The organism is Bacillus sp. Brlt_9 (assembly GCF_051948935.1).
Taxonomy (GTDB): Bacteria; Bacillota; Bacilli; order Bacillales; family Bacillaceae_G; genus Bacillus_A.
On sequence record NZ_JAYJLO010000013.1, the window covers coordinates 1 to 20,164 of the forward strand.

The 20,164-nt window shown below is 33.6% G+C and carries 25 protein-coding genes and 1 pseudogene; 20 read left to right on the forward strand and 6 right to left on the reverse strand.

The window, feature by feature from the left end:
- Nucleotides 1-3: 3 nt before the first annotated feature.
- Nucleotides 4-792: an exosporium leader peptide-containing protein gene (locus tag VF726_RS28335; RefSeq protein ID WP_440173527.1), complete on the reverse strand. Its 789-nt coding sequence runs from the start codon at nucleotides 790-792 to the stop codon at nucleotides 4-6.
- A 190-nt stretch (nucleotides 793-982) separates the two neighbouring features.
- Here VF726_RS28335 and VF726_RS28340 point away from each other — a divergent pair, with 190 nt between their 5' ends.
- The 18 genes and pseudogenes from VF726_RS28340 to VF726_RS28425 all read left to right on the forward strand — a co-directional run bounded on the left by VF726_RS28340 (nucleotide 983) and on the right by VF726_RS28425 (nucleotide 13,883).
- A complete protein-coding gene (locus tag VF726_RS28340) occupies nucleotides 983-1,447 on the forward strand; it encodes a stress protein (protein WP_440173528.1) in 465 nt (154 codons plus the stop codon).
- A gap of 93 nt (nucleotides 1,448-1,540) precedes the next feature.
- Nucleotides 1,541-1,819, forward strand: coding sequence for a hypothetical protein (locus tag VF726_RS28345; RefSeq protein ID WP_166705076.1), 279 nt, complete (start codon nucleotides 1,541-1,543; stop codon nucleotides 1,817-1,819).
- Between the two features lie 333 nt (nucleotides 1,820-2,152).
- On the forward strand, nucleotides 2,153-2,620 hold the full coding sequence (locus tag VF726_RS28350) for a hypothetical protein (RefSeq protein WP_440173627.1): 468 nt from the start codon (nucleotides 2,153-2,155) through the stop codon (nucleotides 2,618-2,620).
- A 296-nt stretch (nucleotides 2,621-2,916) separates the two neighbouring features.
- A pseudogene (locus VF726_RS28355) lies at nucleotides 2,917-3,258 on the forward strand (hypothetical protein); the annotation flags it as partial.
- A 39-nt stretch (nucleotides 3,259-3,297) separates the two neighbouring features.
- The gene (locus VF726_RS28360; RefSeq protein WP_440173629.1) at nucleotides 3,298-3,447 is read left to right on the forward strand and encodes an XkdX family protein; all 150 of its coding nucleotides are present in this window, start codon (nucleotides 3,298-3,300) and stop codon (nucleotides 3,445-3,447) included.
- A gap of 35 nt (nucleotides 3,448-3,482) precedes the next feature.
- Complete coding sequence (locus tag VF726_RS28365) at nucleotides 3,483-3,683, forward strand: hemolysin XhlA family protein (RefSeq protein WP_327812185.1); 201 nt, start codon at nucleotides 3,483-3,485, stop codon at nucleotides 3,681-3,683.
- A 1-nt stretch (nucleotide 3,684) separates the two neighbouring features.
- Nucleotides 3,685-3,894, forward strand: coding sequence for a hypothetical protein (locus VF726_RS28370; protein WP_440173529.1), 210 nt, complete (start codon nucleotides 3,685-3,687; stop codon nucleotides 3,892-3,894).
- Nucleotides 3,895-4,144: 250 nt separating this feature from the next.
- Complete coding sequence (locus tag VF726_RS28375) at nucleotides 4,145-6,301, forward strand: glycoside hydrolase domain-containing protein (RefSeq protein WP_440173530.1); 2,157 nt, start codon at nucleotides 4,145-4,147, stop codon at nucleotides 6,299-6,301.
- Between the two features lie 96 nt (nucleotides 6,302-6,397).
- A complete protein-coding gene (locus VF726_RS28380) occupies nucleotides 6,398-6,949 on the forward strand; it encodes a hypothetical protein (protein WP_440173532.1) in 552 nt (183 codons plus the stop codon).
- A gap of 209 nt (nucleotides 6,950-7,158) precedes the next feature.
- Nucleotides 7,159-7,491: a hypothetical protein gene (locus VF726_RS28385; protein ID WP_327812181.1), complete on the forward strand. Its 333-nt coding sequence runs from the start codon at nucleotides 7,159-7,161 to the stop codon at nucleotides 7,489-7,491.
- Between the two features lie 260 nt (nucleotides 7,492-7,751).
- A complete protein-coding gene (locus tag VF726_RS28390) occupies nucleotides 7,752-8,360 on the forward strand; it encodes a sigma-70 family RNA polymerase sigma factor (protein ID WP_440173533.1) in 609 nt (202 codons plus the stop codon).
- Entirely contained in the window at nucleotides 8,353-8,565 is a 213-nt protein-coding gene (locus VF726_RS28395; RefSeq protein ID WP_327812179.1) for a hypothetical protein, read from the forward strand. The genes VF726_RS28390 and VF726_RS28395 overlap by 8 nt, the downstream gene beginning before the upstream one ends.
- Nucleotides 8,566-8,906: 341 nt before the next feature.
- The gene (locus tag VF726_RS28400; RefSeq protein ID WP_440173534.1) at nucleotides 8,907-9,920 is read left to right on the forward strand and encodes a hypothetical protein; all 1,014 of its coding nucleotides are present in this window, start codon (nucleotides 8,907-8,909) and stop codon (nucleotides 9,918-9,920) included.
- Nucleotides 9,921-10,403: 483 nt separating this feature from the next.
- Nucleotides 10,404-11,129 (forward strand): hypothetical protein, encoded by a 726-nt coding sequence (locus tag VF726_RS28405; protein ID WP_440173536.1) that lies wholly within the window; start codon nucleotides 10,404-10,406, stop codon nucleotides 11,127-11,129.
- Between the two features lie 63 nt (nucleotides 11,130-11,192).
- The gene (locus VF726_RS28410) at nucleotides 11,193-11,894 is read left to right on the forward strand and encodes a hypothetical protein (RefSeq protein WP_440173537.1); all 702 of its coding nucleotides are present in this window, start codon (nucleotides 11,193-11,195) and stop codon (nucleotides 11,892-11,894) included.
- 141 nt (nucleotides 11,895-12,035) lie between these two features.
- The gene (locus tag VF726_RS28415) at nucleotides 12,036-12,653 is read left to right on the forward strand and encodes a hypothetical protein (RefSeq protein ID WP_098060311.1); all 618 of its coding nucleotides are present in this window, start codon (nucleotides 12,036-12,038) and stop codon (nucleotides 12,651-12,653) included.
- 18 nt (nucleotides 12,654-12,671) lie between these two features.
- Nucleotides 12,672-13,121 (forward strand): hypothetical protein, encoded by a 450-nt coding sequence (locus VF726_RS28420; RefSeq protein ID WP_078419513.1) that lies wholly within the window; start codon nucleotides 12,672-12,674, stop codon nucleotides 13,119-13,121.
- Between the two features lie 138 nt (nucleotides 13,122-13,259).
- Nucleotides 13,260-13,883: a hypothetical protein gene (locus tag VF726_RS28425; RefSeq protein ID WP_440173538.1), complete on the forward strand. Its 624-nt coding sequence runs from the start codon at nucleotides 13,260-13,262 to the stop codon at nucleotides 13,881-13,883.
- Nucleotides 13,884-14,077: 194 nt separating this feature from the next.
- Here VF726_RS28425 and VF726_RS28430 read toward each other — a convergent pair whose 3' ends face one another.
- From VF726_RS28430 to VF726_RS28440, 3 genes are all read right to left on the reverse strand, one after another.
- Nucleotides 14,078-14,608, reverse strand: a complete 531-nt coding sequence (locus VF726_RS28430) for a hypothetical protein (protein ID WP_440173539.1) — start codon at nucleotides 14,606-14,608, stop codon at nucleotides 14,078-14,080.
- Nucleotides 14,609-15,142: 534 nt separating this feature from the next.
- Nucleotides 15,143-15,538 carry a hypothetical protein gene (locus VF726_RS28435; RefSeq protein ID WP_440173540.1) on the reverse strand — a complete coding sequence of 132 codons (396 nt, stop codon included), beginning with the start codon at nucleotides 15,536-15,538 and terminating at the stop codon, nucleotides 15,143-15,145.
- Nucleotides 15,539-16,049: 511 nt separating this feature from the next.
- Nucleotides 16,050-16,331, reverse strand: a complete 282-nt coding sequence (locus VF726_RS28440; protein WP_098561323.1) for an LCI fold-containing protein — start codon at nucleotides 16,329-16,331, stop codon at nucleotides 16,050-16,052.
- Nucleotides 16,332-16,733: 402 nt separating this feature from the next.
- Between VF726_RS28440 and VF726_RS28445 the strand changes: the two genes are divergently transcribed.
- A complete protein-coding gene (locus VF726_RS28445; protein ID WP_440173541.1) occupies nucleotides 16,734-16,844 on the forward strand; it encodes a YjcZ family sporulation protein in 111 nt (36 codons plus the stop codon).
- Between the two features lie 203 nt (nucleotides 16,845-17,047).
- Here VF726_RS28445 and VF726_RS28450 read toward each other — a convergent pair whose 3' ends face one another.
- Entirely contained in the window at nucleotides 17,048-17,212 is a 165-nt protein-coding gene (locus VF726_RS28450) for a hypothetical protein (RefSeq protein WP_242265632.1), read from the reverse strand.
- Nucleotides 17,213-17,533: 321 nt separating this feature from the next.
- Between VF726_RS28450 and VF726_RS28455 the strand changes: the two genes are divergently transcribed.
- Complete coding sequence (locus VF726_RS28455; protein ID WP_440173542.1) at nucleotides 17,534-17,812, forward strand: hypothetical protein; 279 nt, start codon at nucleotides 17,534-17,536, stop codon at nucleotides 17,810-17,812.
- 289 nt (nucleotides 17,813-18,101) lie between these two features.
- Here the strand turns inward: VF726_RS28455 and VF726_RS28460 are convergent, their stop codons facing one another.
- Nucleotides 18,102-18,662: a hypothetical protein gene (locus VF726_RS28460; RefSeq protein ID WP_000523412.1), complete on the reverse strand. Its 561-nt coding sequence runs from the start codon at nucleotides 18,660-18,662 to the stop codon at nucleotides 18,102-18,104.
- Nucleotides 18,663-20,164: the final 1,502 nt, after the last annotated feature.

A 20,164-nucleotide genomic window follows, 5' to 3' on the forward strand; every position in this document is an offset into this window, starting at 1 on the left:
ATACTAGTCTGCAATTCTTGTTACCACTAAAGATGAATTCCCATAAGAAGAAATTTCCCCTTGTGCAACATCAATTATAATACTTAATGAATCATTTGCATTTAATCTAATTAATACTGTTTTCCCGATGGTATAGGCATTCAAAACGTTTGCAGGGACATCTGTACTTATAGCTGTCGTACCTTCAATTTCACTTTCTTGAACTGGGGTAATGTCATTAATATATAGCCTGAATTTCAAAACTGTATTAACAGGGGTTAAATCACGATTAAAGACTCTTGCTGTTAAATCCATATTAATTTCATATATTCCACCACTCAACACCTGGATACTATTAGTTAATAAATCAAGATTTGTTCCCAAGGATGGACCAAGATTCTGGAAAATTACTTTTTGGCCCACATTTGCTGTACGAAGTGTATTAGATCTATCATACAACGCTCCATAAGCTATAGTACTTCCCGCTGTGCCAGTAGGTCCTGTGGGGCCTGTGATTCCAATTCCAGTTGGACCTGTGGGGCCAGTACTTCCGATTCCGGTTGGACCTGTTGCTCCCGTTTCTCCCGTTGGACCGGTAATCCCAGTTCCTCCTGTTGGACCTGTGGGGCCAGTAACCCCAATTCCAGTTGGACCTGTTATTCCTGTTGCTCCCGTCGGTCCGGTTACACCTGTATTCCCAGTCGGACCAGTAGGTCCTGTAGGTAAAGTAAACGCTGGAATCGGTGGCAATGTAGGGCCCAACAAATTAGGATTAAATGCTGCACCGCTTAAAAACTCATTTTCATCATTCATGTACACACCTCCTTACAATGCTTGTACTTATCATAATTATTAAATGCTCAATACTAGATAAATGATCTTCACATAAGCGGAATCTCTCTTTTTTTATTTTCATTCGACAAAATATGACAATATAGTTGTAACTGGATTTGTTATGCTTGGTTGAGAAATCTTACAAATTGGATGTACGGAGGAAAGATATATGAAACGCAAATTACTCACAACATTAGCTTGTAGCTCATTGCTTTTTGGAACGGCTGCTTGTAGTTCAAATGATAAAACCACAAACGAATCCAAGCCTAAACAAGAAGCTAAGAAGGCTGAACCAGTTACTACGACATTATTAATAAATGAGTTCAAGAAAGCTGGTATAGAAGCTGAAAACGCTACTGATCTACCACAAAAGGAATTCGGAAACATGCGTAAAGATGGTAAACGAATCCTTACTCCAGCATTAGGTGAGGATAAAGGTGGCCGTGTATTTGAATTTAGTAAGAAAGAAGATTTAGAGAAAGCTAAGAAGTACTATGATGAGCTAGGAAACTCAGCTCCAATGCTCTTTTCACATACATACGCTAAGGGTAATTTCCTTCTACAAATGAATGGTGATATGAAAGATGATGATTTTAATAAATATAAAGAGGTTATGGATAAGGTAGTGAAGTAAACAATGGCACTCAAAAGAGTGCTTTTATTTTACTCTCAGACATAAATAAAATATATTATTTATTAAACGAACAGTTAAAAAGGGGAGAGCGCAATGGGGGTAATGGTAGGGGTATTGTATGGGTTAGTATCTTCAAACTTTTTTTGGGGTTATATTATACCTGCATGTATTGTCTACTGGGGAGTAAATAATAAAGATACAATGTGGGGGAAGGAATCTTACGATAAAGGCATGCGGCAACGCGAGTGGGTGTTTGTAATAATTCCTTATGTAAACTTTTTTGTAAGTATATTCTTTATTGGTCTGTTCGTATTAAAAGGTATTTTTTGGCTACTTGAAGGGTTTTTGGATGATAAAAGAAATCGATTTTAATTAATAGTAAAAAACGGTTTTGATGCTAGTATAAAACCACATGAGGAATAGAATCGTGATAAGAGAAGTACAAACTGTTTCTGAAATTATATACCTTATTTAAAATGGTTCAAGTCAGAGGAAGGCACCTTAGGGTGTCTTTTTTATGGATATTATCGAGGGCTATAGCCCTCTTTTTTTATTTTCGTTCGACATGATACAACAAAATAGTTGTAACTGGATTTGTTATGCTTGGATGAGAAATTATACATTCCCTATAATTGGAGGAAGCGAATTATGCAAAACTCATTTTATACAAAGTGATGGTTTTGGTTTATCATTGCTGTTGTGGTAATTGTTGTGGTTGGAGGAAAAAATAAAAAAGAAGAAGCTACAACAGCTCCCGCCGAACCGAAAAATGAAATAAAACAAGAACAACCCAAACAAGATGTTCAAGTTCAACCAGAAAAGAAGGAACAGCCTAAACAAGATATTCAAGCTCAACCAGAAAAGAAGGAACAACCTAAACAAGATGTTCAACAATCTGCATCGGGATTTACAAATCCTATAAAAAATATCGATAAAACTACTGCTATGAATGCCATCAAAGAAAAAGCAAAAAGAGACTTCCCAGATGATTACATGACACAGAATTTCGTAGCAGATGAACAATCTAAGGCGTTTGATTATTTAAATGGTATTGAACTCAAATCTCAAGAAGAACTAAACGTTATGAAGAAAGTGATCAACGACTTCCCTAACGATTTCATGACCACTAAATATGTGTATGAAGAACAGATAAAAGCTATGAACAAGCAGTAATAAGATACTATGTTGTTCATTTTTTCCGGATCGAAAATATGGATTAATACGGTGAAATATAAATTGGATGGGAGTCCAATACATATTACTAAAATTAAAGTGGTTCAAGTCGGAGTAAGGCACCTTAGGGTGTCTTTTCTTTTGTAATACAAGGCGCATCACTAACACCAACCAAAGTTTACATAAAGTAAGCTTATTATTTTATAAAAAATACGGATTTGATAAACAAATAGATTACGAGAGGAACATTAGTTGTTCCTCTTTTTATTTTAAACAAGAAAAAAGGAGAATAATCAATGACAAACACACCAGAAAACCAAACACAAAATCAAAATCCAGAAGAGAACCAATTACAGAATCAAATTATTTCTCAGGTTATTCCAATGTTAGAGAAACTGATTACTCAGTTAGCGGAGAACCCACCTCAGAATGAAGATAATATGCCAGGTAACGATAATAAGTTTATGGAGATTGATGATATTGTAGACAATCTAGTAAACGCTGGAATTATCACAGCAAGTAATTTTATTGTTAATGTTGAGCTGTTTAAAGGGAGTCCGATTACTGTTGGTATTACAAAACCTGGTGATCCAACAGCAGATGTAACGCAAGAAGTAAATGCAGAAGATCCAGTTAAGCTAGAAGAAGATACAGAAGGTATTAATTATACCAAGTATATTAATCTCCTATTCAAATTAGGAGCATATACCGCAACAGATGTAGCACGTATTGTAGAGCTAGGAAAACTAACTCCAGATCAATATAAAGAAATTACAGGAAAGAATTACGAAGCATCTACAGTAGAACAACTAGAAGGGACGCAATAAGCGTCTCTCTTTTTATATAGAAAGGAGCGATAACAATGAAAGAATGCAGAGAATGTGATTTCGATAAAAAAGACTACGAGGATGTAAAGGTTCGCCTTGCTGTAGTAGAAAGTAAGGTTAAAAAAATTGAGGAAAACATTGAAAAAATCCTGACCAACACAAATTGGCTTGTAAGGACCATTATTGGTGGATTTATTACAGCAATCATAGCGTTTCTAGTAAGAGGAGGTGTGTGATATGAACAAGCAGCATATCAAAAAACGTTTACGAAACTGGAAAGTCTGGATTTCGATTGCATCTTTAGTTGGTTTTCTCCTCACAAGAGCAGGAATTCCCGAGGCTAAGAGTTTTTTAGATGAGCTTATGCCTTATGTATTTACAGTTGGTTTATCTCTAGGTATTTGGACAAGTCATGAAGAAGCAAATAAAGAAGAAGTTGAAAAATAACTTACACATTAGTTACTATTCACAAAAAATAATAGTTTGGAACAAAACAGATAAACACCCGAAACAAGTGCTTATCTGTTTTTATTGCATTACCTTTTAAAAACTTCATTTATCTTTTATTTTTTCTACTCTGCATTCTCTTAATTAAATAGGAGCTTAATTCATTTGGTATAGAACCCCTTTAACTATTGCCTTTCTGAAAATTATCAATGAATTAAGCTTAACTTATTAAATAAAGGAGACATGTACAATGGATCAAATGGTTGCTACAGCACAAGAATGGGTAAATAAAACTTATAAAGATCACCCCCATTATGAGGTAATTGATATCACCGGAAAAACAGGTTGGTCTACAATGTATGCTTTAACAAGAGCGTTACAGATTGAGCTAGGTATTGCGAAACCAGTAGACCATTTTGGTTCAGAGACATTAGCAAAGTTAACAGCATTAGGAAATATTAGTATCAATTCTAATACCAAAGCTAATATTGTAAAAATTATTCAAAGTGCTCTTTATTGTAAAGGCTATAGTGCTGGAGGTATTACTGGAACTTTTGGAACTCGTACAGAAGTAGGTATCAAGAACGTTCAAATGGATATGACTGGGTCAGATTTAGCAAATGGTATTGTAACACCAAAAGTATTTAAAGCACTTTTAACAATGGATGCTTATGTATTAGTTAACAAAGGTAAAGAAGCAATTCGTAATGTTCAACAGTGGTTAAATCGAAAATATATTCATCGAAAAAACTTTTCCTATATGCCATGTGACGGACACTTTTCTAGGGACGTTCAAATAGCATTAATGTATGCAATCCAATATGAAATTGGTATGGATGATGCAACTGCTAACGGAAACTTTGGGGATGGAACTAAGGCTGGTATTAAAGCCAATGAATTATCTATTGGGGATAAAGATACCTCGAAGTCCTTTGTACGACTATTCCAAGCAGCCATGCTTTTTAATCATAACTATGTAGAGTTTGACGGCGTATTCAATACACTTCTAAGTAGTAGAGTAAAAGAATTCCAGGAATTTGCTATGTTACCCAAGACAGGTAAAGGAGATTTCGCAACTTGGTCATCTCTATTAGTTAGTACAGGAGATCCTTCTAGAAAAGGAAAAGCCTCCGATACTATTACTGAAATTACACCCGCACGTGCTGCTACATTACGTAGCAATGGTTATGAAACAGTAGGGCGTTACTTAACAAATGTACCTAATTCAAGGTTAAATAAAAAAATTCAACCTGGCGAATTAAAAAATATTTTCAAGTCAGGGTTAACTGTATTTCCTATTTACCAAACAAATGGGGCTGAATTGTCATACTTTAGTGAAGACAAAGGAAAGTCTGATGCTATCGCAGCAGTAGATGCCGCAATCGCTCATGGATTTACGAAAGGGACAACAATTTATTTTGCAGTTGATTTTGATGCACGAGATCATGAAATTTCGAGCCACATCTTAGATTATTTTAAAGGTATTAGCAGTAAGATGAAATATCTTATGCGCAATTACTATAAAGTCGGCGTATATGGATCACGTAACGTTTGTAGCAGAGTTTCGGAAGCTGGATATGCAGAAACTTGCTTTGTAAGTGGAATGTCTACAAGATTTAGTGGTAATTTAGGATTCCCGTTACCAAAGAACTGGGCATTAGACCAAGTCTCTACGATTACAATTGGAACCGGCGATGGCAAAATCGAGATTGATAACAATATTATGTCAAATAAATATAAAGGTGAAAGCTCCGTAGATTCTGCAGATGCACTTGCTAGAAAGAAACTTATTGAATTAGCTAATAAAATCCCAATCCTTGAACCTCTAACAGTTGCAAATTTAGTACTTGAACATGAATTTCCTATTTTTGATGTAAAAGTTGCACAAGGATCTGTTATTGTAAGTAGTAAAATTAAAAGTACAGAGCCAGGCTCTCAAGTCATTGAGATTAAAAATGGTCAAATTGAAGGCGTGCTACCTGCAGAACTAACAACACTATTAGGTACTTTGTCTATGGAACATCGTCTCAAATTTGAAAATTTAACGCAAGAGCTTGCAGTATCAATCAAAAATGGAAATATAGAAACAAAAACAGCTATTGATGGTGCTAGGATCAATGTATCCCTTATCTTAAACTATCCAAAAATCCCACTTTTTGATGGTGTAGAACAAGATTTATCATTTGAGTTTAAATTATCTTTTATTAATATAAATGATGCTGGTGACATGCTTATCGACTTTGCACAAGCGAAACTTGTACCAGTTGCATTGGTTGGATTAGTACTAGCTGTATTAGCCCTTGCTGCCTTTTCAAGTGCAGCTGCAGTTGCTACAGGAGTAGCAGCACTTTTACTACTGATAGGAAACGCAATTAAAGACGCATTTGGCAATGGTGGTAATGTTTAATTTTTCATAATTAAATGCTATATTAAAAGCACACAAATATTCTTGATTTTAAAAGGATTTGTGTGCTTTTCTAATGAATTTAAGAGGGGGTTAAAAATGCAGATACAGTACCATATTTCCGCACAATCATACGGAACAGAAGTTAATAAAGCTTTAAAAAAGTGGTATTGGTATTTAGGACTATTGGCCCAGTTTTTGTGCATGATTATATGGACAGTGGATTATTTAATTTCTAGAAGTACATATAATTCATCTGAAATAGTATTTATTAACATAATGACCCTTGTACTCGTTATATTTTTTGCGATTATGATTCATTTCATGTTTAATACTTGGCTTCCAAAACTACACAACAAATTTATAGTTAAAAAGAATCAAAGAAACATAGGTAACGTTATACTAGAACTTGATGCAGACTATATACATATAACTTCTGATAAGAACACGTTAACATATAAGAGAAATAAAGTATTAGGAGTAAAGACATTAGATTTAACACATTGTATTATATTTTCCCAAAATATTTATATTGTAATTCCCAAAAACCCTGAACCAAGTGATGTAGATAAGCAGAAGTATGCTGAGGATCTTACTGCTATTATAAAAGAAATAGAGCGCACTTCAAAACGCAATGAAAATTCTAAATAAACTAAAAATATTATATTGAAAAATAAGGCAATCATATCTTTATGTGTGATTGCCTTATTTTTGTCTACAACAATCTTCTAAAAAAAGAAAATACTATTATCTCCTTTTTTACATTTTAGTGGTTCATTCCTCTTTTATTAATTGAGAAGGGCATTATGAGAACTTCTTCAAGAGCTCTTTTTTCAAATAACAATTAGGAGGAATTTATTATGGCTTTAACTTGTTCAAATTTCAATTATTTCAATGGTGCGATTGGTCAAACAGGAGGTTCAATCTGTGTAAATCCTGGCTCTACAAACGTTGCTGCTTCTGTTTATTGGAAAGGCAGTGCTGTTGCTGTGGATTTCCCCTTCACTTTACATTTGCAAAAAGTAAATGCTAATGAAGCATGGGTAACATTTGCTTCAAGAAGTGGTAACGCTAAAGGTGGAGGAACTGCACATGTAAACTTCACAAATATTGGAGCTTATGGTCAAGGTTTACGAGCGCTTCTTGTCGATGGTGCAGGAAAACAAGCTGGTTCACACATTTTCATACGCTAACCGAAAAAATAAAACCTAAATAAGCATCTAAATAAAAAATAGTTTGTTAAATACTTACACAAAAAAGAGGGGAATCATACCAGATGGATGATTCCCCTCTTTTTATATTTAATAGCACCTGAAAAAACAAGAAATATTACCCTAAAAATCCTTTTAATTCTAAGGAAAAAATGAGATAATACAACAATAAAGAACACACGTTCTTATTTTTTGTATATTTTAGTGAGTTATTCCTCTTTTATAATTGAGGAGGGCGTTTTATGAGAAACAATACAGTTGAAGCATATTATAAAAAATACGAAAAAAAATTAAACGAGCCTATTGTTCGTAATTTTTTGAAAGAAAAAGCACATTATAATTTATTTCAATCAGCAATTGAAAGTCCTACCAAAGAAAATATATTTTTGTTAAATCGGACCTTCTCCGAATATTATCGTAAAGTTAAAATCATCAACTATATTAGTACATTAATACATTTCTATTCGATTGATTTCGATAAAAAGATGGCCTTAAATAAAAAACGCAACATCTTAAATTTTGATTCTTCTACAGGAAATCAAGAGAATACTACTGTAAAAATAACTATTGGATCATCTTCTCAAGATGACTCAACTTATATTGACTTTGAAAAAAATATGGATAACTTAAAAGATCATATCAGTGATGAACGATTATACACAGCTTTAAATTACTTGTCTCGCAAGCAACTAAACATATTAAAATTAATCTACCTATACGGTTATTCCAATAAAAAGGTAGCTAAGACACTCAACATATCCGAACAAACTGTATCTTATAACCACAAAAAAGCACTACAGAAATTAAGAGAAACTATGAAGAAAGCTGAAGAGGATAAAGCGAATGAATAATGACTTTTTAAATAGAGTAAATGACCTATGTTACGAAGAAATTATTAACGAATTTTCGCCAAAGATTAAAAAAAGTTTACGAAATACTCCTTTTCAAGAAAGAGCAGATCTAGAACAAGAAATAAAATTAAAAATATACGAGAAGATGGATGTATTAGAAAACATTTCAGCTCCCCATTTTTTTGAATTTGTAGAAGAGTTGTAACCGTATACTTTTTACTTTTAGAAAAGGCTTGTCTGTCGAACAACGAAAAAAGAGCACCAAATGGCACCCTCTTGAAATTCCCATGACATTCTTCTTTTTTCGTCAAGAGTCTTTTATTATTAGTACAAAAATACAGACAGAATAAAAAGAAGTCCCCCGATACTTTGGCCGGTAGAGAGGACAACTTCCAAATGCTAATCAAGCTTCTTGCAAAGCTTATTTCATTGATTTGTTACCATTAGTGTACATTTTTTGAAATAGATATGCAAGAGGCTACATTTCCTATACCTAAAATTAGGAAACTAGCCTGTTTTGTTTTGTCTTCAAAAAGGAGAAAAAGCATGAGTAATGTAATCAAAAGACGTCACACATCCCAATATTCACAGATTCATAATAATCCACTACAAAATGATCTGGAAGATTTGCGTTCACTTGGATTACTTTCTTATTTAATGAGTCTTCCAACAGATTGGATTATTTATAAAACGCAGCTACATAAAAAATTTAGTAGAAAAAATGCTGATGCTGCCTGGAAAGAACTAACTGAAAAAAATTACGCTATTGGGTTTGCAGCATATGTAAATGGAAAAAAACAGCATTTCTATAACGTTTCTGACGTTCCTTTTACCTCCAAAGAGTTTTTTGAATTTGTTCGTGATACAGTTAACGAACTCCGCAAGCAAGGATTCATAGTTAAATCATTATCTTCGATGATGCACGGAAACCTTGTTATTACTGAGGAGATTACTAATGTACTCTCGGTACAACAGTCGAAAAATTCTACGGATCTCTCTAATGTACCGAGAGTACAGTACAATGAGTTCAGTACTAACAGTACATATACAAAAGAAATATTAATAAAAGAAATATTAACAAATGATGATGATATACCGAATGTCCCACCTTCGGACGATAATCTATCATCTATTCAGAATGCAAAAAAAGAAATATATAATCCTAATTTAACTGAAGACGATCTATTTTGTATTTCAGATAATATTCGAAATACATATCAAGGGAAAATTCAAAAGCGCTCATTCGACTCAATTTTGAAAAAATGTATTATTAATTATAAAAAGGGCACAGTTCCTCATTTTGAAAACTATTTAATTACAGCTATCGACAATAAAATTACAGAGTTAGAGAATCGTAGAGAAAGGGAGAAACGGCTGTTTGATTTAACACCAACGATGAAAGGTAAGCAGCAAAAATCTGCTAGAAAAGAATTAATTCCTGATTGGTTGCGTGAACAACAAAGAGGTACTCCAAAAGCGCCCAGTAGCATTACACCCATTTCTTATGAAGAAGAGCGCAAGCGCCTTGAAGAAGTGCTGGGGAAATATAAGAGGACTTAATGGCTTCCCTATTTACCTAAATAACCATTCTTAAAGTTTATCCTTAGATAAAGAGAGAATAAATTGAATTAAGAAGAAGACTTATACAGAAAAAAAGAACTATTACAATCACATATATTTTACTTATTATTAGTTTATTTATTATGGGCGATCCTAATATAGAGCACATATAATTTTCAGAGACGGGTTTAATACGTCCTATGAATATACACATTGGAAAAATGAAATGATCCAAAATCTTGATGACCCAGGAAAATATAACGAATTAAAAATGAAACAACTCAAGAAATATCGACATTAAGCCTGCTACCATACTATTAAATAAGTGACCAATACATATTATTAAAATTAAGATGATTCAAGTCGGAGGAAGGCACCTTAGGGTGTCTTTTTTTATTTTCACCCGACAAAATATGACAATATACAAATAGCTTGTTTGCTACCATGAGGTGAGAAATCTTACATTTTGAAAGGGGAAATAATATGAGCAACACCCGAGAAGAAAAAAGACAAAATGAACGTTCACAAGAAAGATGGTATAAAAAAATTATAGGGTTCCGTTCCAGCACTAAGTGGAAAATGGTTGTTGCATGTTTTATATACCTCACTATTATCGGTGGAATAGCTGGAGCTTTTAAAGATGAGAAAAAAGATTCACAACAGGCAACTGCTGATGTTGAAAACGAACGAAAAGAAGCAATAAAAAAAGCTCAAGATGAGGATAAAGCAAAAGCTGATGAAGAGAAAAAGAAACAAGAAAAAGAAGTTGCTGCACAATCTGTAGAGAAAAAAGAGGAATCACTTGAAGATAAGGTTAAAAAGCTTGCTAGCAACGAATTTGGCAAGGGAAAAGTTGAATCTGTTAAAGTGAATGACAACTTAGGGACTGAAGATCCAAACGATAAAATTGTATTATTAACTGCTGAAGCCAAAGAAAACGTATCAGCAAATTACACTAAAAAAGGCATGTGGATTGCTACAATATCTATATTAAAAGATTTAAAAAATGAAAAAAACATAAGCGAAATTGCTTTCTTTTATACATATCCACTAGTGGACCAATACGGTAACGAGAAAAAGGATAATGTCATGAAAATCACATTTAATCGCGAAACATTAGACAAGATCAATTACGATAACTTTTTACATAACAACTTGCCTAAAGTAGCTAATCAATATTGGGAACACCCTGCATTAAGTAAGAAATAATTAGTACTCGAAAGGGTGCTTTTATTTTACTCTCAGACATAAATAAAATTAGGGGTGATGCGCATGAGAAAGGGATTTATTGTGGGATTACTGCTTACTACATGTCTTTTATTTTCTGGTTGCTCAGCTAATATGAAATATGTAGAACATGAGACTAAGGAAAAATTAGAAGATAGTCCTTTAGGTCCTTATATTGAAAAAGTCGATTATAAAGCTGATAAAAAAGAAGAAGATACTACACCAGTAAATATTCAAGTAAACGTAGATGAAAAATTCTCAGATTTGTCTACCATGGAAAAATACCAAATCATGTATACTACGCTCGATCAAATTATGGGTTCTTTTAATGATGTTTATTGCGGAGAGAATAGATCCTGTCGTTACAAGGAACTTAAATTATTGTATGATGACGATACATTTGTTATGGACATTTTTGATAAAATGCTTGTTATAAACGATTTCGACAAATATTCAAAGCGTGATTATGACATAGAACTAGATAATAGCACTTATAAAGCTAACTCCAATAATACCTCTAAATACACACCACAAAAGAAAGAGAAATTCGCTAGTAATGGAATGAACTATAGGGTTATATTTGATTTTATGAAAGAACAGTACAGAATCCTCACAAACAATGACGAAAACTACATCCCTGAAATACATGATCCGCAAGTTGCTGAAATAGCTGCTAAACGTTTTGGAATTACAGCTAAAGAAGCTGGGTACATTTACGAGAAAGTACAGATGGATGCTTTTAATTAAATATAGATTTTAAAGTGCTCAAAAAAGAGCACTTTTTTTATTTGACAGACATTTCTAATTTATGTATAGTTATAACTAAGTTACAACTAAGTTATAACTAAAACAGTTAGTTATATATTTAAAAAATAGGGGGAATGTAAAATGGCTAAAAATATTTTCATGTTAAGAACTAAACCAGAGAAAATCGAGCGATTTGAAAGCTTTATCGAGGATAAGTTCATCGCGATTGGTTGGTCCAAAACTGGCGATTTAACAGGCGCATCCACCGATGTAATTCGCGAAAAGCTATCCTCTGCATATCCGAGTTATGAAGGTCAATCATTTAGAACCAATTTTAGTATGGTCAATACCTTTGTTAATGTAATGAACGCTGGTGATATAGTTCTTGTTCGTAAAAATGGTATGGTTCATATAGGAGAAATTAATGAGTATACGTGGAAGAAGGATTACATCGAAGATTATATGCCTCATACACGTTCAGTCACTTGGTTAAATGAAGTTCCTTTCGAAGAATTTAATGCAAAAATACAATCTTTACTTAAAAATATTCGCACGGTTTGCCGTTTTAATGGCACATGGGAAGAAGCTGAAATTGAACAATATATTACTGGCGAAAAGCCAAAAACGACTAAACTCGAGGATAGTGAAGATCTACTTAAAGAGTCATTAGAAACATTAAAATACTTAATGAAAAACTCTGAGGATGAAACTGTTAGATTGGAAGCTACAAAAGAAATCTTGAAGCTTATCAATAAATAATTCACAAGGGGTACAAAAATGGAGAAAATATACAAGCAATTTGAAGAAGGCTTTAAAAAACATATTACTGGTGAAGAATGGGTGCACGATTATGGAAGTAAACATTGGGCGCATTTAGTAGCGACTTCGATATTAAAAGAAGAAAAATTGGCGAGAGATGATGTATACGGCGAGCATCTGTTAGTAGAACGTTTCTATTTAAATGAACCACAACAACATTACAGTGCTAGAATGTATACAAGTCATAATGTATTTCAAGTAAAAGATGCATATGAAGACCAATATATTAATAACAGTAGGCCTGGAGAAATACTAAAACGTGCATATGAAACATTAAAGTTTTTATATGGCAAGGAAATCAGTAACCCTAAATTTATTTGGAAGATTACTGAAGAATTTATTGATGTTTATATGTACAGTTCACATAACCCTGACGTTTCAGTTGATATCCTAATAAGGGAATCATAAGCATAATAAAAAGCCAGAAAAGGCACCTTTGGGTGTCTTTTTTATTCCCCCTCCGACATAATATGACAATATACAGAGTAATAGTTTGTTACTATAGTTCAGGAAATCTTATATTTTAGATACTGGGGGACAAATATTATGAACAATAAACTATTAATCGCACTCACAGGTTGCGTTTTAATTATGGGATTAACAGCATGCTCAACTAACAAAGCAACAAGTACTTCTAATGACTCTAAATCTGAAGAAAAATCACAAAAAGAAGCCGATAAGGACCAGAAGGCTGAAGAAAAAGCTAAACAAGAAGAACAACAGCGTCAAGAAGCTGAGGCGCAACGACAGGCTGAAGAAGAGAAAGCTAAACAAGAAGAACAGCAACGTCAAGAAGCCGAAGCACAACGACAGACTGAAGAAAAAGCGAAGCAAGAAGAACAGCAGCGTCAAGAAGCTGAGGCGCAACGACAGGCTGAAGAAAAAGCGAAGCAAGAAGAACAACAACGTCAAAAGCAGGAACAATCCCATAAACAACAAGAAGCACAAGTGCAAAAACAAAAAAAGACAGAGAAAGAAGCACGTGAAGAACAAGAGAGTTTAGAGTACGCAAAAAGGAGAGCGCAATCATTTGAAGATAAAGAACGAGAAAAAATGAGTTGTGACGACGCAAAAAATGTTCTCGAACAATTAAAAAATGCCGAACAGAATCCGGCTATAAAAGATAGTATTGTAAAGTACCAAGAAAAAGTAAATATGTGCAGCAATTAATAAAATAACTTAACATGGTAAAACAACATTTGGATGGGAGTCCAATACATATTATTAGAATTAAAGTGGTTCAAGTCGGAAGGCACCTTAGGGTGTCTTTTCTTTATGTAAAATCATAACTAATTATTATTCCATAAATTTAATAGAGTATAGATGGAACTAAATCCATAATACTCTATTGAATTTTAATAGAATTACAATATCATTTTTTTAAGATCATCTGCCAGAATATTGCGAGTGATAATTGAACAAGGACCATTTAATGGTTTCCAAGGGTGTATTATCGTCACATTATCAAAAAGAAATTTATGGACAAAAACCATTGTTCCAGGCTTAATATTCTGTTCGCCTACCCCAAAATCAAGTTTACCTTTCATAAGTGTTATTAATTTACCAACATGAGCCGTAAAATAATCAGTGTCAGTTGATCGATAATACAAATTATCTCTTTGCATATGAGCTACTTTCTCCAGTTCGCTTAAAAGAACCTTTGCCACTCCAATTACACATTCACCTTGTTCATATTCCCAAGGATATACTATAGTGAAAACTGGATCTCTTCCGTTATAATAATTATCAGCAATTTCATGAACAAAAATATTCGTTTTAGGATGAAGTGCTACACTCCCCCCATGAAGATCTAATACACCTTTCTCAATTGTAACGAAATTACCCAGTGCCCACATATAATAAGCAGGTCGATGATACGAACTATATTTATACATGTTATATAACCTCTTTTCTCAGAATATATATACCTATATATTCTGAGGATCTTTTAGTGTATAGGCTAAAAAAACGTTATATACAGAGATAAAAATTAGAAAAAATCAGTAGCATTTGACCAAGTAGCAACATGATATACACTAATATTAGATAATAGTCTGATACATATTATTAAAGTTAGTGTGGCTTATGTCAGAGGAAGGCGCCTTGCCATATGCTCATCAATCTAAATTTTTAAATTATCCCCCAAACAAAATTTTTATGTCTTTTATAGTAACAAAGTTCGTTTTAAGAATAATCCGTTCTATTAGGTTGATGAGGATGAGTTGCTTCCCCTATTCTTATCCCCTTCTTTAAACGTTTAACAAAAATAAATAAAGTAGTGAGTATCCCCACTACTTCGTAAGTAATCAGCCATTAAGAGGTGTTATGTTAACAGGGCGAATATTGCACATTATCTCCCTCATTTAGACTATGCTTTGGTTAAGATTTATTACTAATAAACTAAAAAAGACAGCATTATGCTGTCTTTTTTAATGGCACACCTTATGCCAATGACCCCAGTGATCCTGAACCCAATGACAATGAGGTGGCCATTGACCTCCGCCTCCACCTGATGGTGGTTGTGGAACAGGGCATTGTACCCCTAAATAACTTAAACCTATAATATCCATACGATGGACTGTACCAGGTTGCCCATTCTCTATAATTTCTACTGTCCCATCCCCTCGTAATCCCATCAATATAAAGGTGTGGTCTGTTCCTGCCCAATGTCCACGGAAACAATGTCCCCTTCTCCCTTGATCAATATGTGACTGTATATCTGCTTGCGTATGCTGATGTGTTTGAAATTGGGGTCTAGGACTTTCATAATGATTCTGATACGGGTACATATATTGATTATATCCATAACCATAATAATAGCTCATACATATCCTCCTTTTTTTTACATATTTCAGACTATGACCATACACTTCTTGCGGTCCGTAAGGACAATTCCCCAAATAGCCTATTTTGTCGCCCTTTTCCAGAAATTTGTTTTGTAATTTGGATTATGATTCACATCTAGATACCGAAGAAGATGGTAATTTTGACCGATATAACAAGGATTCTGATGAATGGGAAGAAAAACAGCACCTAGACTAATAAATAGAAAAGAGGGATAGTGTCAGGAAAATGCGCATTTACAACTGTAAGTCACTTTATACAATTAATACATAAAATAGATATCTATAAAAAATACAGAGTTTAATTATATTCATCAAGAAACAAAACAACTTAACCTAGTAAAATAACATTGGGATGGAAGTCCAATACATATTATTAAAATTAAAGTGGTTCAAGTCGGAGAAAGGCACCTTAGGGTGTCTTTTCTTTATGGAGAATCAATTTGAAAACCAAAAATAAAAGAACCTCAATAAATGAGGTTCAAAAAATCTACTATTTTAAATTACCTTCGTAAAAAGCAACTCCATTTTGAACATGTTTTAAATACCACGTAATCGTCCCGCCACAAACATTTTCATTAAAACTATTAGCATATACTCCATTTGAGTAATAAAGAGTTCTTTTGAATTTACCATTAGAATACTCATAAGGAATTGAGCATGTTGCTTGCTTCGGCGAGCTCACATCTTTTTGCGTATCAGCTGAAGCTGCCCCAATTCCTCCTGTTAATGCAATACCAGTTGCTAATACTCCTACTACTAATTTCTTGAACATAATAAATCCCCCTTTAATAGTTTTTATAGCTTACAACTCAACTGTATCACTTTTGTAAATTATGTAAATATTTTGAATATCTAGAAATATTTATTCAAATTTTGGTAATATTAGGATTATATTTTATCAAACGAAAAATAGAGGGGGCAAAAGAGTATGTAACAATGCATAATAAATCAATCAAATATTATGATATACTCACAAAGAGCTGATACAAAATTTCTTTAGATTGGAAAACTAAAGTCTTATCTACCTAAAAGGAAGGCGCCTTATGGCGTCTTTTTTTTATTTTCAAAAGGGCCTGCTCAATTAATTATTAAAAACATAAGGTAAAGTGAACCCATTAAATTACATGGAATGAACCCTAGTTTTACCCTCTGATCTAAAGGAGGAACTATTGTTATGGGATATGGTGGTAGTTGCGGCGAGGGCGGCGGTTTCGCTGGAGGATTTGCTTTATTAGTTGTATTATTTATTCTATTAATCATTATTGGCTGCACTTGCTTCTGCTAAAAAAACTATTGGAAAAGGCACTCAAATTTGGGTGTCTTTTTTCTTGTTTATTATATCCATTACGTGCTCATTGATTTTTTATATACGTTTGATATAATTATTGTAATAGTATTACAGTAATACCTTGTGTATATAATAAAAAGAAGAGATGCGCTAACATCTCTTCAAGTAACTGCTACCGCAAGGTGGTCGGTTGCTTAAACTTATTTTTTGCGTTTAGAACCGCCCTTTCGCTTGCCGGCATTTGGGGCGGTTCTTTTATTTCGTTTACTGCTAATCTTCTTCGCTAGCTCATTCGCACAAGCTGTTGCAAATACTGTAAGGAATACCTTAGCAGCGTCATACAATAAATTAAATAAAGAATCCATTCGGTCACCTCCTTTCTCTCTAGAATCAGAGAAAGGATAGCAACCTCCCGCCCTCACAATATACAGTTACATACAGTCTATCACACAATTTTATTAGAGGAAATATCATCGGAATAATCTCAAATTACATCGAGCTAAAAATAGAATATAGATTTTGTTCACCTTTACGATACATTTATGAAACATTCATATGTTACGTTATACAAGTCCTTTTTTTGAATCATTTTCATTCTGTCAAAAAGTCCTAGTCCCCTCTAGGGCTTTTTGCGTTTAAATAAAGTGGTTCAAGTCGGAGTAAGGCACCTTTGGGTGTCTTTTTTTATGGAGTACTGCCAACATTTCGAAAAAAAACAAAATTATTTTTATGGTGAAATTTATATAAAAAATTTTAAGGATGTTTTTATTATGGAAACTACAAAAACGAGTTTAATTCAAATCCTTTGGGATGGACCATACAGTATCACAGACCTCGTAAAACTAAAAAATGAAGAAATCGATTATGGAATTTATCAGATTTATGGGAATGACGTTCTGTTGTATATTGGATGTTTTTGCCCATCCCCAAAAAAGGGGGGCTGTTACAAATGTGGAGAAATATAGAAAATCACTGAAAATGATTGCACTTTGGGTTAACATAGTATTAAGGTAACTTTCCTAAGTAAGTATTTAAGGGGTGAATAATTTGAGTTTCACATATAAGAGACCGTTAATTTTTATAGTCCTACTGTATATTGTATTGGTAGCTTTTAACTACGCAAATCATAATCAATTTAATTGGTTTGAAAACCTTATAAAAACACTATTTATAGTAATGTTCTTTGAAATTATGATGTGGTTATTTTCTTCAAAAAAAACAACCTCTAGAAAATAAGAGGTTGTTTTTTATCAATCACCATGTTTTTCCTGTCCAGCCTTCTTCTTCATAAATACATGTACCTAGATACCAAGCAAGCTGACCAGCTAAACCAATTAAATTACCTTTGACGCCTAATCTAATCATTTTTCTAGCTGCTAATTCATATTCTTTGTTAGTAATATTAGCAATAATAGAACCTATAAAGCCTACTGATAGAAATTCTTTATAATTTGCTATAAGTTTTCTTTCTATACAGTTATCTACAGCTTCCGTTTCTTGTTTGAATGGATCTTCATAGCCAGGTGGTGTATTTACACGTTGGATTTCTTGTCTCAATTGTTCTAATTCTTCGGTTTTACCATATTTGTTTTCTATCATATCAATATCAATATCTACTACTCTTCCATGTTTATCTTTAATTGCAGCTTCTTCAACAACAAATTTCAATTGTGCAGCTACTTCTTGCACTAATTTTTCTTCTTCACTATTAATCTCTTGAGCTTTTGAAATTCCAGCGAAAGAAGTTGTAAACAAAGCGAGTACAAGAGCCATCGATACAATATTTCTTAATATAGTCTTCATTTTTAACCCCATCCCTTTTTCCTTATTTATGCTTTTTTACCGGTATTTTCTAGCACGACTCTATCTTAATACATAAAGCTATAAAAATATATACCCTTCAAAAAGTGGAAAAATAATGAAATCCAACGATTATTACCTTTAAAATCGCGGTTTCAAGATAATTACAATTTAGTTATTTGAATATTCCGCGTTTTATTTATCAAATTAATTACGGATACAAATATAATGTTAGATGGTAGATTAACTGTCTGTAAGAGCACGATTCGGGAGGACTGCTTAAAGTTTTATTGTTATCTAATCGTATGAAATTCGTAAAATGTCTGGTACTATCTCTTATAAAAAGTGGGTACAATGATATTTTCTTATTCCCCCTTTTCGGGGGATGGACAAAAGCACCCATAATCTGTTTTTCTTAAATTTCACGTACTATATCAGATGTGTAAAACCATATTCAGCAATAAGGCCTATTCTACCATCCGTCCCCTTATCCTCTAACTAAGCAAGTAGTAAATTCCTTAACTATTCCTCTATCTTAGCAAACAATTTCTCCAGGCCTTAAACAATCTCATGTTTTTCTGCTTTTCTTCATAATTAAGCTTGACTGAAAGTCTTGAAGGTTTTTATCATGTGGGAACGATTATGGAACACGGCTGGAAGGCAGATTTATCCCCTACTTTGAAAGACTACAAAAAAAGTAATCGATCAAAATAGATGGATAAGCGTCTTGTTTTCGCCATGCGGTCACTTATAAGGTATCCGTATGTATAGACCCTGTTCACTCAGCGATCTTCATCGCATACATCCTTTTCCTATGGCTTGTCCTTGTAATATCGTCCCTACACGACAAACTGAATGTACTCCCTAGCACCGTAATGCTAACGATAACCACCCGAACCTTTTAGAGAATCGTCCCTGGGCAAGTTCTCGCCCTCCCTCACCAGAAGAACAGGATTCCAATGAGGGGTGCTGTTTTTGTAGGCGTATACTTTGTACCCCCCGCACGACCAACAGCTAGCCACGCACGTAACACGTTCCTCCTATATGTATAGCAGCACGGAATTACGGCTTATCAGTTTTTATTTACGTGGTATCAGGCAATTCCACGCGAACAAAAACAAAAAGGCATCCCCAATTCCTAAATGACCTGTACATTCACAAGACTTCTAGGATTAGAGATGCCCGTTATATATCTTTTGGACTATAAAATAATCAAAACTAGTATTTACTAGTTGATATTTATCCAAACAATGATAAAATGGGTATATCAAAGAAGCCTCGTGAAAAGGCATAGTTGTTTAAGGTTAGTGGTGGTACACTACTTAAACGTTAACACTGTCGTTGAATACAGTTAATTTCTAGCCAAGTGGTGGTACACTTGCTAGAGCAAGTCATTCCCGCTAAAGGTTGGTAGCCGATAGCATATGGGAGTGGCTTTTTGTTTTGTGTTCATATTCAATTGTCTTATCGATCTTCGTTTATGTAAAATATCAAATTGTGTTTTGTTTTGTAGAATG

Coding starts and splice junctions, on each gene's coding strand:
- VF726_RS28335 (WP_440173527.1), bottom strand. CDS start 792: ATGAATGATGAAAATGAGTTTTTAAGCGGTGCAGCATTTAATCCTAAT.
- VF726_RS28340 (WP_440173528.1), top strand. CDS start 983: ATGAAACGCAAATTACTCACAACATTAGCTTGTAGCTCATTGCTTTTT.
- VF726_RS28345 (WP_166705076.1), top strand. CDS start 1,541: ATGGGGGTAATGGTAGGGGTATTGTATGGGTTAGTATCTTCAAACTTT.
- VF726_RS28365 (WP_327812185.1), top strand. CDS start 3,483: ATGAAAGAATGCAGAGAATGTGATTTCGATAAAAAAGACTACGAGGAT.
- VF726_RS28370 (WP_440173529.1), top strand. CDS start 3,685: ATGAACAAGCAGCATATCAAAAAACGTTTACGAAACTGGAAAGTCTGG.
- VF726_RS28375 (WP_440173530.1), top strand. CDS start 4,145: ATGGATCAAATGGTTGCTACAGCACAAGAATGGGTAAATAAAACTTAT.
- VF726_RS28380 (WP_440173532.1), top strand. CDS start 6,398: ATGCAGATACAGTACCATATTTCCGCACAATCATACGGAACAGAAGTT.
- VF726_RS28385 (WP_327812181.1), top strand. CDS start 7,159: ATGGCTTTAACTTGTTCAAATTTCAATTATTTCAATGGTGCGATTGGT.
- VF726_RS28390 (WP_440173533.1), top strand. CDS start 7,752: ATGAGAAACAATACAGTTGAAGCATATTATAAAAAATACGAAAAAAAA.
- VF726_RS28395 (WP_327812179.1), top strand. CDS start 8,353: ATGAATAATGACTTTTTAAATAGAGTAAATGACCTATGTTACGAAGAA.
- VF726_RS28400 (WP_440173534.1), top strand. CDS start 8,907: ATGAGTAATGTAATCAAAAGACGTCACACATCCCAATATTCACAGATT.
- VF726_RS28405 (WP_440173536.1), top strand. CDS start 10,404: ATGAGCAACACCCGAGAAGAAAAAAGACAAAATGAACGTTCACAAGAA.
- VF726_RS28410 (WP_440173537.1), top strand. CDS start 11,193: ATGAGAAAGGGATTTATTGTGGGATTACTGCTTACTACATGTCTTTTA.
- VF726_RS28415 (WP_098060311.1), top strand. CDS start 12,036: ATGGCTAAAAATATTTTCATGTTAAGAACTAAACCAGAGAAAATCGAG.
- VF726_RS28420 (WP_078419513.1), top strand. CDS start 12,672: ATGGAGAAAATATACAAGCAATTTGAAGAAGGCTTTAAAAAACATATT.
- VF726_RS28425 (WP_440173538.1), top strand. CDS start 13,260: ATGAACAATAAACTATTAATCGCACTCACAGGTTGCGTTTTAATTATG.
- VF726_RS28430 (WP_440173539.1), bottom strand. CDS start 14,608: ATGTATAAATATAGTTCGTATCATCGACCTGCTTATTATATGTGGGCA.
- VF726_RS28435 (WP_440173540.1), bottom strand. CDS start 15,538: ATGAGCTATTATTATGGTTATGGATATAATCAATATATGTACCCGTAT.
- VF726_RS28440 (WP_098561323.1), bottom strand. CDS start 16,331: ATGTTCAAGAAATTAGTAGTAGGAGTATTAGCAACTGGTATTGCATTA.
- VF726_RS28445 (WP_440173541.1), top strand. CDS start 16,734: ATGGGATATGGTGGTAGTTGCGGCGAGGGCGGCGGTTTCGCTGGAGGA.
- VF726_RS28450 (WP_242265632.1), bottom strand. CDS start 17,212: ATGGATTCTTTATTTAATTTATTGTATGACGCTGCTAAGGTATTCCTT.
- VF726_RS28455 (WP_440173542.1), top strand. CDS start 17,534: ATGGAGTACTGCCAACATTTCGAAAAAAAACAAAATTATTTTTATGGT.
- VF726_RS28460 (WP_000523412.1), bottom strand. CDS start 18,662: ATGGGGTTAAAAATGAAGACTATATTAAGAAATATTGTATCGATGGCT.